Annotated in this window: 15 protein-coding genes; 10 read left to right on the forward strand and 5 right to left on the reverse strand. The window is 62.4% G+C overall.

Features of this window, described 5'->3' with window-relative positions; genetic code table 11:
• Positions 1-96 precede the first annotated feature (96 nt).
• Genes clpX through tig form a run of 3 tightly spaced genes read right to left on the reverse strand, consistent with a single transcriptional unit; the run spans position 97 to position 3349 of the window.
• Entirely contained in the window at positions 97-1371 is a 1275-nt protein-coding gene (gene clpX / locus MOV80_RS16365; RefSeq protein WP_019101404.1) for an ATP-dependent Clp protease ATP-binding subunit ClpX, read from the reverse strand.
• A 19-nt stretch (positions 1372-1390) separates the two neighbouring features.
• Positions 1391-2023, reverse strand: a complete 633-nt coding sequence (clpP, locus tag MOV80_RS16370; protein ID WP_019101403.1) for an ATP-dependent Clp endopeptidase proteolytic subunit ClpP — start codon at positions 2021-2023, stop codon at positions 1391-1393.
• Between the two features lie 18 nt (positions 2024-2041).
• Positions 2042-3349, reverse strand: coding sequence for a trigger factor (gene tig / locus MOV80_RS16375; protein ID WP_019101402.1), 1308 nt, complete (start codon positions 3347-3349; stop codon positions 2042-2044).
• 579 nt (positions 3350-3928) lie between these two features.
• Between tig and trxB the strand changes: the two genes are divergently transcribed.
• From trxB to MOV80_RS16400, 5 genes are all read left to right on the forward strand, one after another.
• Complete coding sequence (gene trxB, locus MOV80_RS16380; protein WP_019101401.1) at positions 3929-4885, forward strand: thioredoxin-disulfide reductase; 957 nt, start codon at positions 3929-3931, stop codon at positions 4883-4885.
• Positions 4886-4889: 4 nt separating this feature from the next.
• Complete coding sequence (locus MOV80_RS16385) at positions 4890-5513, forward strand: Smr/MutS family protein (protein ID WP_043593604.1); 624 nt, start codon at positions 4890-4892, stop codon at positions 5511-5513.
• Positions 5514-5611: 98 nt separating this feature from the next.
• Complete coding sequence (locus MOV80_RS16390; protein ID WP_019101399.1) at positions 5612-6064, forward strand: peroxiredoxin; 453 nt, start codon at positions 5612-5614, stop codon at positions 6062-6064.
• A gap of 57 nt (positions 6065-6121) precedes the next feature.
• The gene (locus tag MOV80_RS16395; protein WP_043593601.1) at positions 6122-7525 is read left to right on the forward strand and encodes a PhoH family protein; all 1404 of its coding nucleotides are present in this window, start codon (positions 6122-6124) and stop codon (positions 7523-7525) included.
• Positions 7525-8352: an alpha/beta fold hydrolase gene (locus MOV80_RS16400; RefSeq protein ID WP_232060563.1), complete on the forward strand. Its 828-nt coding sequence runs from the start codon at positions 7525-7527 to the stop codon at positions 8350-8352. Before MOV80_RS16395 ends, MOV80_RS16400 begins: the two co-directional genes overlap by 1 nt.
• Positions 8353-8412: 60 nt before the next feature.
• Here the strand turns inward: MOV80_RS16400 and MOV80_RS16405 are convergent, their stop codons facing one another.
• The gene (locus tag MOV80_RS16405; RefSeq protein ID WP_043641810.1) at positions 8413-8601 is read right to left on the reverse strand and encodes a putative motility protein; all 189 of its coding nucleotides are present in this window, start codon (positions 8599-8601) and stop codon (positions 8413-8415) included.
• 417 nt (positions 8602-9018) lie between these two features.
• Between MOV80_RS16405 and MOV80_RS16410 the strand changes: the two genes are divergently transcribed.
• The 5 genes from MOV80_RS16410 (at position 9019) to MOV80_RS16430 (ending at position 13229) form a co-directional block, all read left to right on the forward strand.
• Entirely contained in the window at positions 9019-10101 is a 1083-nt protein-coding gene (locus MOV80_RS16410; protein WP_107732254.1) for a PfkB family carbohydrate kinase, read from the forward strand.
• A gap of 25 nt (positions 10102-10126) precedes the next feature.
• Complete coding sequence (locus MOV80_RS16415; protein ID WP_107732253.1) at positions 10127-11053, forward strand: pseudouridine-5'-phosphate glycosidase; 927 nt, start codon at positions 10127-10129, stop codon at positions 11051-11053.
• A gap of 188 nt (positions 11054-11241) precedes the next feature.
• Positions 11242-11907 carry an HD domain-containing protein gene (locus MOV80_RS16420; protein ID WP_043641807.1) on the forward strand — a complete coding sequence of 222 codons (666 nt, stop codon included), beginning with the start codon at positions 11242-11244 and terminating at the stop codon, positions 11905-11907.
• 130 nt (positions 11908-12037) lie between these two features.
• Complete coding sequence (locus MOV80_RS16425; RefSeq protein WP_161523625.1) at positions 12038-12763, forward strand: metallophosphoesterase; 726 nt, start codon at positions 12038-12040, stop codon at positions 12761-12763.
• Between the two features lie 70 nt (positions 12764-12833).
• Positions 12834-13229 (forward strand): hypothetical protein, encoded by a 396-nt coding sequence (locus MOV80_RS16430; protein ID WP_019101391.1) that lies wholly within the window; start codon positions 12834-12836, stop codon positions 13227-13229.
• 11 nt (positions 13230-13240) lie between these two features.
• Here MOV80_RS16430 and MOV80_RS16435 read toward each other — a convergent pair whose 3' ends face one another.
• Positions 13241-15034: an ABC transporter ATP-binding protein/permease gene (locus MOV80_RS16435; RefSeq protein WP_019101390.1), complete on the reverse strand. Its 1794-nt coding sequence runs from the start codon at positions 15032-15034 to the stop codon at positions 13241-13243.
• Positions 15035-15237 lie beyond the last annotated feature (203 nt).

The raw sequence follows: 15237 nt of genomic DNA on the forward strand, positions 1-15237 counted from the left end.
ACAGTAAAATTCAACACCCCCATACTAAATCAGATTTCCGGCTCTACAAATAAAAAACCGCCCGGTTTGGGCGGTCTCCGGATTCGCGGCGAACAATCAGGCCGATTGCGCCTTGTCGTCCTTATCGCGATAGATGAACAACGGCTTGTCGCCCTTGTCGATAACCTTTTCATCCACCACCACTTTTTCCACATCGGCCATGGACGGCAGCTCGTACATGGTGTCGAGCAGCGCCCGTTCCAAAATGGAGCGCAAGCCGCGCGCGCCGGTCTTGCGGATCAGCGCCTGCTTGGCGATCACGCGCAAGGCGGACGGACGAACCTCCAGCTCCACCGACTCCATCGAGAACAGCTTCTGATACTGCTTGATCAGCGCGTTCTTCGGCTGGGTCAGGATGGTGACCAGTGCTTCCTCGTCCAGCTCCTCCAGCGTTGCCGCCACCGGCAGCCGGCCGATCAGTTCAGGAATAAGACCGAAACGAATCAGATCCTGAGGCTCCACCTCCTGGAACAACACGGACAAGCTCTTGCCATCGTCCTTGGAGCTGATGTCGGCGCCGAAACCAATGCCGCCCTTCTCCGAGCGCTGGCGAATAATCTTCTCCAGGCCGTCGAAAGCGCCGCCGCAAATGAACAGGATGTTGGTGGTGTCCACCTGAATGAATTCCTGATTCGGATGCTTGCGGCCGCCCTGCGGCGGAATCGAGGCAACGGTGCCCTCGATCAGCTTCAGCAGCGCCTGCTGCACGCCCTCGCCCGATACGTCGCGGGTGATGGACGGGTTTTCCGACTTGCGCGAGATCTTGTCGATCTCGTCGATGTAGACAATGCCGCGCTGGGCCTTGTCCACGTCGTAATCGCATTTTTGCAGCAGCTTCTGGATGATGTGCTCGACATCCTCGCCCACGTAACCCGCTTCGGTGAGCGTGGTGGCGTCGGCGATGACGAAGGGCACGTCCAGCAGACGGGCCAGCGACTGGGCGAGCAAGGTTTTGCCGGAGCCGGTCGGGCCGATCAGCAAGATATTGCTCTTGGCCAGCTCGACATCGTTCTTGCTTGCCGGGCTGCTCAGGCGCTTGTAGTGGTTGTACACCGCCACCGACAGGGTTTTCTTGGCGAAATCCTGACCAATGATGTACTGGTCGAGATCCGCGCGGATTTCCTGAGGTGTGGGCAGCGGACTGTCTTCGGGGGCGGACGCGGCATCGCCGACGCCCTTCTCCAGCTCCTCGCGAATGATGTCGTTGCACAACTCGACGCATTCGTTGCAGATGAATACCTGCGGCCCGGCGATCAGGCGCTGGACTTCATGCTGGCTCTTGCCGCAGAAAGAGCAGTAGAGAAGCTTTTCATTGCTGTTCTTGTCAGCCATTGGCGGATTCCATCACTCCTTAAGCTTTCACGTCCTTGTGGGACGTCAGCACTTTGTCGATCAAGCCGTAGGCCTGCGCCTCGTCGGCGGACATGAAGTTGTCGCGCTCGGTGTCGGCCATCACCCGCTCCAGCGGTTGACCGCTGTGCTTGGCCAACAGCTCGTTCATCTTGGCCTTGACCTTGACCAGTTCGCGAGCGTGGATCTCGATATCGGTGACCTGGCCGGACAGACCGCCGCCGTACAGCAGCGGCTGGTGAATCATCACCCGGCTGTTGGCCAGCGCGAAGCGCTTGCCCGGCGCGCCGGCGGCGAGCAGGAAGGCGCCCATGCTGGCGGCCTGGCCGATGCACAAGGTGGAAACATCCGGCTTGATGAAGTTCATCGTGTCGTAAATGGACATGCCCGCGGTAATCGACCCACCCGGCGAGTTGATGTAGAAGTGAATATCCTTGTCCGGATTTTCCGATTCAAGGAACAACATCTGCGCCACAACCAGGTTGGCCGACTCATCCGTGACAGGGCCCACCAGGAAAACGATGCGCTCCTTCAGCAGACGCGAGTAGATATCATACGCGCGCTCGCCGCGGCCGCTTTGTTCCACCACCATGGGCACCAGGCCCAGACCTTGAGGTTCCATCATCGATTTCATCGGCCACTCCAGCTGTTATCAGGCGTTGTTGCCCATCAGGGCGTCGAAGGACAGTTCTTTCTCTACAACATTGGCCTTGGACAGCACAAATTCAACCACATTGTCTTCCAGCACCATGGAAGTCGGGCCTTCCAGGCGGTCCGGGCTGGCGTAGTACCAGGTCAGCACTTCAGCCGGATCTTCGTAGCTGTCGGCAAACTCGGTGATCATGGCCTTGACCTGCTCCGGCTTGGCTTCCAGCTTGTTGGATTCCACGACTTCGGACAGGATCAGGCCCAGAGCCACGCGGCGCTCGGCTTGTTGAGCGAACAGCTCCGGCGGGAACGGCATGTCCTTGACGTTCATGCCGCGTTGCTGCATATCGCGACGGGCTTGCTCGACCAGACGGCCGATTTCCAGGCTGACCAGGGCTTTCGGCAGTTCGATCTCGGTGGAGTCCAACAGCACCTGCATCACGTTTTCCTTGGTGCGGGCCTGCAGGCGGCGCTTCACTTCGCGCTCCACGTTCTTGCGGATTTCAGCGCGCATTTTCTCAACGTCGCCGTCGGCGATGCCCAGCTGCTTGGCGAACTCTTCGTTCACTTCCGGCAGCACGGCTTCAGCCACATTCTTCAGCAGGATTTCGAACACGGCGGTTTTGCCGGCCACGTCCTTGCCGTGGTAGTCCTCGGGGAAGCTCACTTCCACGCTCTTGATGTCGCCTTCCTTCATGCCGGCAACGCCCGCTTCAAACTCGGCCAGCATCTGGCCCTGACCCAGCACGAACGGGAAGTTCTCGGAGGAACCGCCTTCGAAGGCCACGCCGTCGATGGCGCCCTTGAAGTCGATGATCACGCGGTCGCCGGTGGCGGCTTCGCGCTCAACGCGGTTGTAGCGAGTGCGCTGTTTACGCAGGATATCGATGGTTTTCTCGATTTCGGCGTCAGTCACCGGAGTCAGCGGCTTTTCCACTTCCTTGCCGGCCAGTTCACCCAGCTTCACCTCCGGGTAAACCTCGAAAGTGGCGGCGAACTTGAAGTTTTCCTTGTCGTCGCCGGCGGCTACCGGCTCGAAGCGCGGGTAACCTGCGACACGCAGTTTCTGCTCGCTCACGGCGGAGTAGAAACCCTGTTGAACCTGTTCACCCATCACTTCTTCACGCACCTGGGCGCCGTAGTTCATTTCCACGATCTTCAGCGGAGCCTTGCCCGGGCGGAAACCTTGAATCTTGGCGTTGCGGGCCACGCGCTTCAGGCGCTCGGCCACTTGCGTGTCGATAGCCGCCATCGGCAGGGCGATATTCATGCGGCGCTCAAGATTGCTCAATGTTTCCAGCTGTACTTGCATGTTAAATCCTTAAGTGTGTGACAGGTTTAGTCATCTGGGACGGTACGACGCCACGGATCGGCAGACTCGAAGGACATTGCCTCACCTTAGACTGGCGCTGCGTGGAGTTACACCACGCACCCAACGCGAAAGCGGACAGTATAGCACGCGGCCGGCGCTGGCAAGTAGCCGCCACGCGGCCGCGGCGGGCCAGGCGGGCCCAGCCCCGCCACGAATTCCAGCATGAGGACGGCCCGAGAAACGGCAAGCTTTTGAATCAACGCGTGAATGCACAAATGATTTTGACCTGGACCAAGCCCGGCCAATAGGACGGCCTGGACGGGCGATAAAGGATTTCAATCAGCAATGTTGAATATTCCAATCACGCCGGCCCTTAACCTTGCCTCGCCGCTCTTGTATATTGTCAGCCGAAACGGTCGCCGCCGCGCAGGCGCGGCCGACGCCGGCGGGCGTCAGGAGCTTGGATTCCGCCGGCTTGGCTCCATACTTCAGAACTGAACGGCGCGTTCTCGGCCCCAAGCACTCCGCCCCGGACCGTCGCCATCGGCTCTCTTACCGCTTCTCACACAGGAAAACATCATGACCACGACTCGCCACAGCCCCCTGCTGATTCTTGGCTCCGGCCCCGCCGGCTACACCGCCGCTGTTTACGCGGCGCGCGCCAACCTGAAGCCGGTGCTGATCACCGGCCTGGCGCAAGGCGGCCAGCTGATGACCACCACCGATGTGGACAACTGGCCCGCGGACGCCGCCGGCGTGATGGGCCCGGAACTGATGCAGCGCTTTCAGCAACACGCCGAGCGCTTCGGCACCGAAATCCTGTTCGACCACATCCACACCACGCATCTGCACGAAAAACCGATCCGTTTGGTGGGCGATGCCGGCGAATACACTTGCGACGCGCTGATCATCTCCACCGGCGCTTCGGCCAAATACCTGGGCCTGGCGTCCGAAGAAGCCTTCAAGGGCAAGGGCGTGTCCGCCTGCGCCACCTGCGACGGTTTCTTCTACCGCAACCAGGACGTGGCGGTGATCGGCGGCGGCAACACCGCCGTGGAAGAGGCGCTGTACCTGGCCAATATCGCCAAACACGTCACCCTGATCCACCGCCGCGACACCTTCCGCGCAGAGAAAATCCTGATCGACAAACTGATGGACCGCGTCAAGGAAGGCAAGATCAGCCTGAAGCTGAACGCCACTCTGGACGAAGTGCTGGGCGACGACTCCGGCGTCACCGGCCTGCGCCTGAAATCGATGCAGGACGGCGCCACTGAAGAAATCAAGGTGATGGGCTTGTTTGTCGCCATCGGCCACCAACCCAACACCGAAATCTTCAAAGGCCAGCTGGAAATGGACGCCACCGGCTACCTGATCACCAAGAGCGGCCGCGAAGGCAACGCCACCGCCACCAGCGTGGCGGGCGTATTCGCCGCCGGCGACGTGCAGGACCATATTTACCGCCAGGCGGTGACCAGCGCGGCCTCCGGCTGCCAGGCCGCCCTGGACGCGGAACGCTATCTGGACAGCCTGAAGTAAACGCTTGAAAGCCTTCAAGAAAGCCTTGCAAGGCCTGCGCCAGCAGGTGCGCGACTCCCGCGCGCCTGCTGGCGTTTCCGTTTCCGCCGCGCCTCAGGCCGAACCGGAGCCGGATTTCCGCCAGCTGTTTCGCGACGTCAAGCCCATGAAGCCGGATGGCCGTCACGCCAGCCCCCGCCCCAAGCCCAGCCCGCATCCGCGCCGCCGCCATCAGCACGGCCAAGCGTCGGAAGCAGTGCAGCAGGCCTTGCTGCAGCACATGGTGGGCTGGTTCGAACCCGCCGAGGTCGACGCCCATTTCGCCCGACCCGGCATGCCTTCAGCCACGCTGAAGAAGCTGCGCGCCGGTTTCTGGCCGGTGACGCGTCAGCTCGACTTGCACGGCTGCGACCGCTATCAGGCACAGGACGCGCTGGCATTGTTCCTGCACCAGGCGCGCCGACATGGTCCCTGTGTGCGGGTGATACACGGCAAGGGCTTCGGCTCCAACGGCCAGCCAGTGCTCAAACGCATGGTGCGCGCCTGGCTCAAGCACCACCCCGATGTGCTGGCCTTCTGCGAGGCCGGCGAAACCATGGGCGGCGCCGGCGCGCTTCTGGTGCTGCTGCGGCGCGAACACGCGCCGTGAAAATTTCGTTACCCATTCCCATTGTCTAACCGGGCGGGAATCCGCTAATCTCAAAACAAGGCGGACGCACCACCCAGTTCCACCACAGGAGTTACTGCATGTCCGGCACTGCTTGCCCCGACTTCACCCTGCCCGGCACCGCCGGCGTCACGTTTCAGTTGTCCTCCAGCCCCAAGCCGCTGGTGATCTACTTCTACCCCAAAGACAACACCCCCGGTTGCACCAATGAAAGCATGGACTTCCGCGACCTCCATGCCGAATTCGCCGCCGCCGGGGCCGCCATCGTCGGCATTTCCCGCGACAGTCTGAAATCCCATGAAAATTTCAAGGCCAAGCTGGAGCTGCCGTTTGAACTGCTGTCCGACACAGAGGAGACCGTCTGCAATTTGTTTGGCGTCATCAAGATGAAGAATATGTATGGCAAACAAGTCAGAGGCATTGAACGCAGCACCTTCGTGATTGACGGGAACGGCGACATCGCGCGCGAATGGCGCGGCGTCAAGGTACCCGGCCACGCCGCGGCGGTGCTGGACTTCGTCAAGACACTCTAAAAACCGCGTCGGGCGGCCGGCTTCCGGGCCGCCCCGCGATAAAACCAGGGGATCATTATGGCCAGCCGCAAAAAAATCAGCGCCAGCAAGCTGTTTGTTCTCGACACCAACGTGCTGCTGCACGACCCCACCTGCTTGTATCGTTTCGAAGAACACGATGTGTTCATCCCCATCATCACGCTGGAAGAATTGGACACCCACAAGAAGGGCATGTCCGAAGTGGCGCGCAACGCGCGCCAGGCCAGCCGTTTCCTCGATGAGATCGTCAGCGGCGCCGAAGCCAAAATCGAATCCGGCATTCCGCTGAAGAACGCCAGCCGCGACGCCGCCACCGGCAAGCTGATCCTGCAGACTCAGGCGATACACAGCGTGCTACCGCCGTCGCTGCCGGTGGGCAAGGCCGACAATCAGATCCTCGGCATCGTGATGGCGCTGAAGGAACTGCAGCAGGGCCGCTCGGTAATCCTGGTATCCAAAGACATCAATATGCGCATCAAGGCCCGCGCGCTAGGCTTGGACGCGGAAGACTATTTCAACGACAAGGTGCTGGAAGACACCGACCTGCTGTACACCGGCACCCGGGAAATCGACGAGAGCTTCTGGGAGCGCAACGGCAAGGACATGAAATCCTGGCAGGAACAGGGCCGCAGCTACTACCAGGTCAAAGGCCCGGACGGCCAGAATCTCTACGTCAACCAGATGCTGTGGCAGGAAGGCGCCCAGCCGCTGCAGGCGCGAGTGACCCAGGTGGAAGGCAAGACCGCGGTGCTGCAGACGCTGAAGGACTACAGCCACCACAAAAACAATGTCTGGGGCATCACCGCGCGCAATCGCGAGCAGAACTTCGCTCTCAATCTGCTGATGGATCCTGAGGTGGACTTCATCACGCTGCTGGGTCAGGCCGGTACCGGCAAGACGCTGCTGACGCTGGCCGCCGGCTTGGCGATGACGCTGGAACAGAAGCTGTACTCCGAAATCATCATGACCCGGGTCACCGTGCCGGTGGGCGAGGACATCGGCTTCCTGCCGGGCACCGAAGAGGAGAAAATGGCGCCGTGGATGGGGGCGCTGGAGGACAATCTGGACGTGCTCAACAAGAGCGATGACGACGGCGGCGACTGGGGCCGCGCCGCGACGCGCGATCTGATTCGCTCCCGCATCAAGGTCAAATCGCTGAACTTCATGCGCGGCCGCACCTTCCTCAACAAATACCTGATCATAGACGAGGCTCAGAACCTGACGCCCAAGCAAATGAAGACGCTGATCACCCGCGCCGGCCCCGGCACCAAGGTGGTCTGCCTGGGCAATATCTCTCAGATCGACACCCCCTACCTGACCGAGGGCAGCTCCGGCCTGACTTATGTGGTGGACCGCTTCAAGGGCTGGGGTCATTCCGGCCATATCACGCTGCAACGCGGCGAGCGCTCGCGGCTGGCCGACCACGCAGCAGAAGTACTGTGATGCACCCCCGCCTGGAGCTGCTCCATCAAGCCCCGGCCACAACGGCGGCGCGCCATGCGCCGCCGTTGTTGTTCATTCACGGCGCCTTCTGCGGCGCCTGGTGCTGGCGGGAAAACTTCATGCCCTGGTTCGCCCGGCAAGGTTACGATTGCTGGGCGCTAAGCCTGGAAGGCCACGGCGGCAGCGAGGGCCGGGACTACCTGGCCGCCATCGGCATCGACGACTATGTGCGCAATCTGGACTTCGCGCTCAAACAATTGCCGGCCGCGCCGGTGATGGTGGGCCACTCCATGGGCGGCTATGTGGTGCAGCAATATCTGAGCCGCCACAAGCTTCCGGGCGCGGCCTTGCTGGCCTCGGTGCCGCCCACTGGCCTGGCCTCTTCCAGCCTGAGGCTGCTGACGCAGGCGCCCGCCCTGTTTCTCAAGCTCAATATGTACCAGCACGGCCTGTACGACCCGGAGTTCATCGAACTGAAAGACATGCTGCTATCGCCGGACGCGCCCGAATCGGCCGTGGAGCTGCTGATCAGCCGTTGCCAACAGGAAAGTCAGCGCGCATTAATGGACATGACCCTGGTCAACCCGCTGACCAACCGGCCGCTGACGAGGCTGCCGGCGCTGGTGCTGGGCGCGGCGGAAGACCGGCTGGTGGGGCCTGAGGACGTGGTGGCCACCGCGCGCCGCCTGGACGTGGCGGCGGACATCCTGCCCCATCTTGGTCACATGATGATGCTGGACACCCGCTGGGAGAGCGTGGCCGAATGGCTGGCAAACTGGCTGGAACGCCAATTCCCCGAGGATTGGGATCAGGCGCTCAGCGCTTGAACGCCCACAATCCGTAATAAAAAAAGCGGCCAAGGCCGCTTTTTCAGTTCCCGCGCCGGATCAGGCGCGGGTATCGATGTTCTGCCCCAGATGGGCGGGATTGCTGGCCTGGGCCTGCGCCATATTATCGGACGCGCCCTGCACCAGGCTCAAAGCCGACTGCGCCGACGCCGACATGGCTTTTTTCAATGCGTAGATCTGGAGGCTGTTGGATACGCCTTGCCCGCTGATCTGACTCAATCCATCCATACTTTGCCTCCCTTTGAAACACGCACAATGCGCATGGCTATAGTCTAGACGCATTGCCTCAGGCTGTCATCGCAGAATTTAGTCTTTTGTATCCAATACACTACAGCGCCGAGCACGCCTCGCCATTTCCGCGCACAACCATCGCTACCCTCATTCTCCCCCATCCATGCGCTTGTACAGCCTATACCTGATCGATTTCCCGCTCATCCATCCAAGCGTTTCACTGGCGTTCCGCGATGACTCGCCGCTCATGCAAGTGAATGAAGAACAGCCGGTAGCCATGCTGCCTCAGCGCGTCCGGCGTGATCACTGTCTCATCTGCCCGCGACTATCTCCATGAGAAATGCGCCGCCCTTGACCCGCGACATGCCAAAGCAGTAACATCAAACAAATGTTTGCAAAACGGACAAATGTTTGATGACAGAGCGGGAACAACAAATCCTCGCCCTGCTGCGCCGCGATCCGCTGATTCCGCAGCAGGAGCTGGCGGATCAGCTGGGCATCAGCCGCTCGGCAGTGGCTGGGCATATCATGAACCTGGCGCAGAAGGGTCACATCCGCGGCAAGGGTTACATCCTGGCCGAGCAGCGCTATGTCGCCGCCGTCGGCGGCGCCAATATGGACATTGTCGGCAGCACCGCCGCCGCGCTGCGCCACGGCGACTCCAATCCCGGCCAGGTACGCTGTTCGCCCGGAGGCGTGGCTCGCAACGTAGCGGAAAATCTGGCGCGCTTGGGCGCCGACTGCCGGCTAGTTTCGGTGGTGGGCGACGATATCCACGGCCGCTCGCTGTTAGAAGCCACCCAGCGCGCCGGCGTCGACGTCCGCGGCTGTCTGACGCTGCCGGACGCGGCCACTTCCACCTATCTGTCCATCCAGCAGGCCGACGGCGACATGGCGCTGGCCATCAACGATATGGACATCCTCAACCGGCTGACACCGGAACGCCTGCAAGCGCAGCGCGATCTGGTGCGCCATGCGGGCGCGGTGGTGGCGGACACCAATCTGAGCGCAGACGCGCTCGCCTGGCTGATAGCCGAAAGCGGCGAGAAGCCGCTATTTGTCGACCCGGTATCCGCCTTCAAGGCGGAACGCATTCGACCCTGGCTGTCCCGCATACATACGCTCAAACCCAATCGCCTGGAAGCCGCCGCCCTGTCCGGCCTGCCGCTGGAGCGGGCGGAACACGCGCCGGATGCGGCGCGCTGGTTCCATGGCCAAGGCGTACGCCGCGTGGTGCTGAGCATGGCCGGCGCCGGCATCTATTACAGCGGCGAAGCCGGCGACGGCTGGCTGGACGCGCCGGACTGCGCCATCGTCAACACCACCGGCTCCGGCGACGCGCTGATGGCCGGCCTGGTCTGGGGCTGGCTCAATGAATTGTCGCTGGCGGACAGCGTGCGCTTTGCCCGCGGCTGCGCCGCGCTGACACTGTCCTGCGCCGCCACCAACAACCCTTCTCTGTCGCGCGCGGCAGTGGATGCCTATCTGAACGCCTGATCTCGTCATCAACAAGGAGCACGCAATGCACAACGCCCATCTCGATATCCACCCCGAAGTAGCCGCGGCACTGGCCGCCAACCGCCCGGTAGTGGCCCTGGAATCCACCATCATTTCCCACGGCATGCCCTATCCGCAGAACGTGGAAACCGCGCTGCAAGTGGAAGCGGAAATCCGCGCCCACGGCGCGGTGCCGGCCACTATCGCCATCATCGACGGCCGCTTGAAAGCGGGCCTGAGCGCGCAGGAGATCGAATACCTGGGCAAGGGCGGCCGCGACATCGCCAAGGTCAGCCGCCGCGACCTGCCCTTCATCGTCGCCGGCAAGCGCAGCGGCGCCACCACGGTAGCCTCCACCATGATCATCGCCGCGATGGCCGGCATCCGCGTGTTCGCAACCGGCGGCATCGGCGGCGTGCACCGCGGCGCCGAACGCAGCTTCGACGTTTCCGCCGACCTTCAGGAACTGGCGCAAACCCCGGTAGCCGTGGTCTGCGCCGGCGCCAAGTCCATCCTGGACCTGGGCCTGACGCTGGAATACCTGGAAACCCACGGCGTGCCGGTCATCGGCCACCGCTGCGACCACCTCCCAGCCTTCTTCACCCGCGACAGCGCCTTCAAACTGGATCACCGTCTGGATGAAGCCGCCGACATCGCCGCCGCAATGCAGGCCAAGTGGAGCCTGGAGCTGCGCGGCGGCATGGTGGTGGCCAACCCGATTCCGGAGCAGTACGCGATGCCGCGCGACAAGATAGACGCCGCCATCGAGCAGGCCTTGCGCGAAGCCGAGGAGCAAGGGGTAGCCGGCAAGGAGTCCACCCCCTTCCTGCTGGCCCGCGTCTGCGAGCTGACCGGCGGCAACAGCCTGGCCGCCAACATCCAGTTGGTGCTGAACAACGCCCGCCTGGCCTCCGCTATCGCCGCGCGCTACTGCGAGATGAACGCAGGCTAAGCACCTGCCAAGAGCGGCTAACAAACCCCTGATGCTGCGTTGCGCCGACTTGCCGTACTCAAGTACTGCCTGCGTCGGCGCGCCTTGCCTCAGCCGTAAAACTGATTTTTGTTAGCCGCTCTAAATGGCCAGCTTGACGACAACGCGGATTGGGGCTGTAATCCCCTGCCCCAATCCTTGCCGCCGCCATGAACGCCATCCTCCCCAATGCGACTATCGACGTCTGGCGCGCCCGCCTGATCGACCTGCTGCAACAACAGCCGGGCGACGACGACGGCGCCCACGACCTGAACCATTTTCACCGTGTCTGGGCCTGCGCCCGACAGTTGCTGGACGCCCACCCCGCCGCTGACGCGCTGACCGTGCTGGCCGCCTGCTATCTGCACGATCTGGTCAACTTGCCGAAGAACCACCCAGAGCGCCACCTGGCCTCGCGCCAGGCCGCCGCGCGCGCCCGCGCGCTGCTGGCCGCCAGCGATTTTCCGGCGGACCGGCTGGACGGTGTCGCCCACGCCATCGAGGCGCACAGTTTCAGCGCCGCCATACCGCCGCAAAGCCTGGAGGCCCGCATCGTGCAGGACGCCGACCGCATGGACGCGCTGGGCGCCGTCGGCTTGGCGCGGCTGTTCTATACCGCCGGGCGCATGGACTCCGCGCTGGCCCACCCGCTGGACCCGCTTGGCGAGGCCCGCGAACTGGACGACCGCCGCTGGGCGCTGGATCACATCGAGGTCAAACTCGCCAAATTGCCGGCCATGATGCAAACAGAAGCCGGCAGAAAAATGGCAGAACTGCGGCTGCAATGGTTGCGCGACTTCCGCCGGCAATTTTGCCAGGAATGGCTAACCGGCTAGCCCAGACGGCGCCGAACTCGGTAAGCCATTGATAGTCAAATCAAAACAATTCTAGCTTTGAAACTATCAACTCAATGACAAAACCATGGGCATGGCGCAAAATAAACGCACCCCACCCCCGAGTTCAAGCATGATTCTGAAGCTGCAAAGCAATACCCAAGGCCGAGACTGGGCGGTTGGCGACATTCACGGATGCTTCCGCCAATTGTCGCGCTTGCTGAAAATGGCCGCCTTCAATCCCGAATGCGATCGCCTGCTGTCGGTTGGCGACATGATAGATCGCGGCGCCGACAGCGCAGCGGTGCTGGAGTGGCTGGCGCAACCCTGGTTCTATGCAGTGCGCGGCAATCACGAGCAACTGGCGATTGACTCGCTGCTGGGGGACAAGCAAGCCGAAGTCCGTCATGTGAACAATGGAGGCTCCTGGTTGCTGACGCTGCCGGCCCCTCAGCGGCAAGCCTGCCTGACTGCTTTTCAGCGCCTGCCATACGCCATTGAAGTCGCCGACGCGGACGGCGGCAAGATCGGCGTGCTGCACGCCGACTGCCCGGACAACGACTGGGAGGCACTGGCCTCCGGCCTCGCGAACGGCACCCTGCCGGAGTCCAGCCGCAACGTCACGCTATGGTCTCGGGAACGCGCGCGCAACAGCCGTGGCGGTGTCGTGCGCGGTGTTGACCTGCTGCTGGTGGGCCATACCCCACAAACCAGCGCCACCCGCTTCGACAATGTACTGAACCTGGACACCGGCGCGGTCTACGGCGGTAAACTGACCCTGTTCTGCCTAAACGATTTCGTCGAACTATCGCTGCCCAGCGAAGACGACGCCCTGCTCGGCTTCCACCTGCACGAATAGCGCGACGGTGGCGCGCCGCGGCCGGGATGGCTAGAATGCGGCGCTCTGTCTATTTCCCCAGGAGCCCAAGATGGCCAGCAAGAAAGCCGCGACCAAGCCCCAGGCGCAGCAACGCCAGCAGCAGGACAAGCGCTGGAACGCCGCGGAACAGGCCTGCCGCGAAATCATGGCGCTGCTGGAAGCGCTGGGCCCCAGCCTGGCCGCGCAGCAAACCGCGACGCAATACGCGCAGATGGCGGCCGTATACTACAAGAAAGTCCGCAACGGCCGGGTGCTGTCTCCCGGCGACTTCAATCTGGCCGCCGACGTGGCCGCCAGCGCCCGCCGCGCCTTGCAGGCGCTGGCCCCCACGCTGGACTTCTCCTCCCTGCCGCAAGCGGCCGACTGCCAACGCATGCTGGCGCTGGCCGACGAGGTGCTGGCGGCGATGAGCGAATTGAAAGCCGCCGGCCGCCGCCAAGCTTAAAGCGACGCCTTTCAGGCGTCGCCGGCCGCCAGCTGCTCCGTCTGCTGCAAGCGCCACATCTCGGCGTAGCGGCCGCCACGCTCCAGCAGTTCGCGGTGCGCGCCCTGCTCCAACACGCGCCCGGCCTCCATCACCAGGATCTGGTCGGCGTCGACGATGGTGGACAGCCGGTGGGCGATGATCAGCGTGGTGCGGTTGGCTGAGATCTCCACCAGTTCGCGCTGGATCGCCTTCTCGGTGCGCGAATCCAACGCGCTGGTGGCCTCGTCGAAGATAAGGATGGGCGGGTTCTTCAGAATAGTGCGCGCAATCGCCACCCTTTGCTTTTCCCCACCTGACAGCTTCAGCCCTCTCTCGCCCACCATCGTGTCGTAACCATCCGGCAGGCCGCTGACAAAGTCGTGAATGTGCGCGGACTTAGCCGCCTCGATCACCTCCTCGCGACTAGCTCCCGGCCGGCCGTAAGCGATGTTGTAATACACCGTGTCGTTGAACAGCACGGTATCCTGCGGCACGATGCCAATATGGGCGCGCAGGCTATCCTGAGTCAGCTCTCGGATGTCGCGGCCATTGACCATAATCCGCCCCTGCCCAACGTCGTAATAGCGGAACAGCAAGCGCGACAGCGTGGATTTGCCGGCGCCGCTGGCGCCGACCACCGCCAGCGTCTTGCCGGCCGGAATATCGAAGCTGACTTCGCTTAGAATCCGGCGCTTGCTCTCATAAGCGAACCCCACCTGCTCGAAGCGCACTCCGGCCGCCCGCGCGGCCAAGACCGCAGCCCCCGGCGCGTCCGCCACTTCCTCATTGGCGTTCAACAGCGAGAACATGCGCTCGATGTCGGCCAGCGAATGCTTAATCTCGCGATAGACAAAACCCAGGAAGTTCAAGGGCGCGTACAACTGGGTAATGAACGTGGCCACCAATACCACGTCCCCCACCGTCATCCGCCCAGCCACGACCTCGCGCGCGGACAACACCATGATCAAAGTGACGCCGCTGGCGATGATCAGGCCCTGGCCGGCGTTGAGCATGGACAGAGACACCTGATTCTTGATCGCGGAAGCCTCCCAGGCCGCCAGGTTCTTATCGTAGCGCTCCGCCTCATAGCCCTCGTTGTTGAAATATTTGACCGTCTCGTAATTCAGCAACGCGTCTATCGCCTTGGCGTTGGCCTTGGAATCCAGATCGTTCATGCTGCGACGGTAAACGGTGCGCCACTCTGTCACCACCAGAGTGAACGCGATGTAGACGGCAATGGTGCCTAAGGTCACCAACGCGAACGGCCAAGCGTAGCGATGCAGCAGAATGGCGGTAACCATGCCGATTTCCAGCAGCGTGGGCAGAATATTGAACACGGTGAAATTGAGCAGAAAGCCTATGCCCTTGGTGCCGCGCTCGATGTCGCGGCTCATGCCGCCGGTCTGGCGCTCCAGATGAAACCTCAACGACAACCGCAGCAGATGCTGAAACACACCGCCGGCCACGCTGCGCACCGCGCCCTGTATCACCCTCGCGAACACCGCGTCGCGCAGTTCCCCCAGCACGCTGGACAACAAGCGGGCGCAACCATAGCCGGTCAGAGCCAACACCGGCAACGCCAAGAGGGTGGCCGGCACAGAGAGTTGATCAACGATGTCCTTCAGGTACAAGGGCACGCTGACCGCGGCCACCTTGGCCAGCACCATACAGGATAGCGCCAGCAGCACCCGCCACTTGAACACCCACAAATAGGGCAAAAGCGTTTTGAGGGTGGCGACATCGTTTCGGCGGCTAGGCGCCGGGCCGGAATGAGTAAAACGCATATTCGGGATTGCCTGTTGGGTCAAGCTGTTCCAAAGTGAGAGTTGAGCAGTTTTGCAAACATCATCAACGCTCGCCAGGGGGCGCGGACATGTGGATATTATTGCTGGAAGCGGCGATTGCCGGCGGATTGGCCACCTTCATCGTGTGGTGGACCTGGCCAAGGGAAAAATAACGCCGCCGGCTTTGTGAAGTCCCGGCGCCT

Source organism: Chromobacterium sp. IRSSSOUMB001 (assembly GCF_023507765.1).
GTDB lineage: Bacteria > Pseudomonadota > Gammaproteobacteria > Burkholderiales > Chromobacteriaceae > Chromobacterium > Chromobacterium haemolyticum.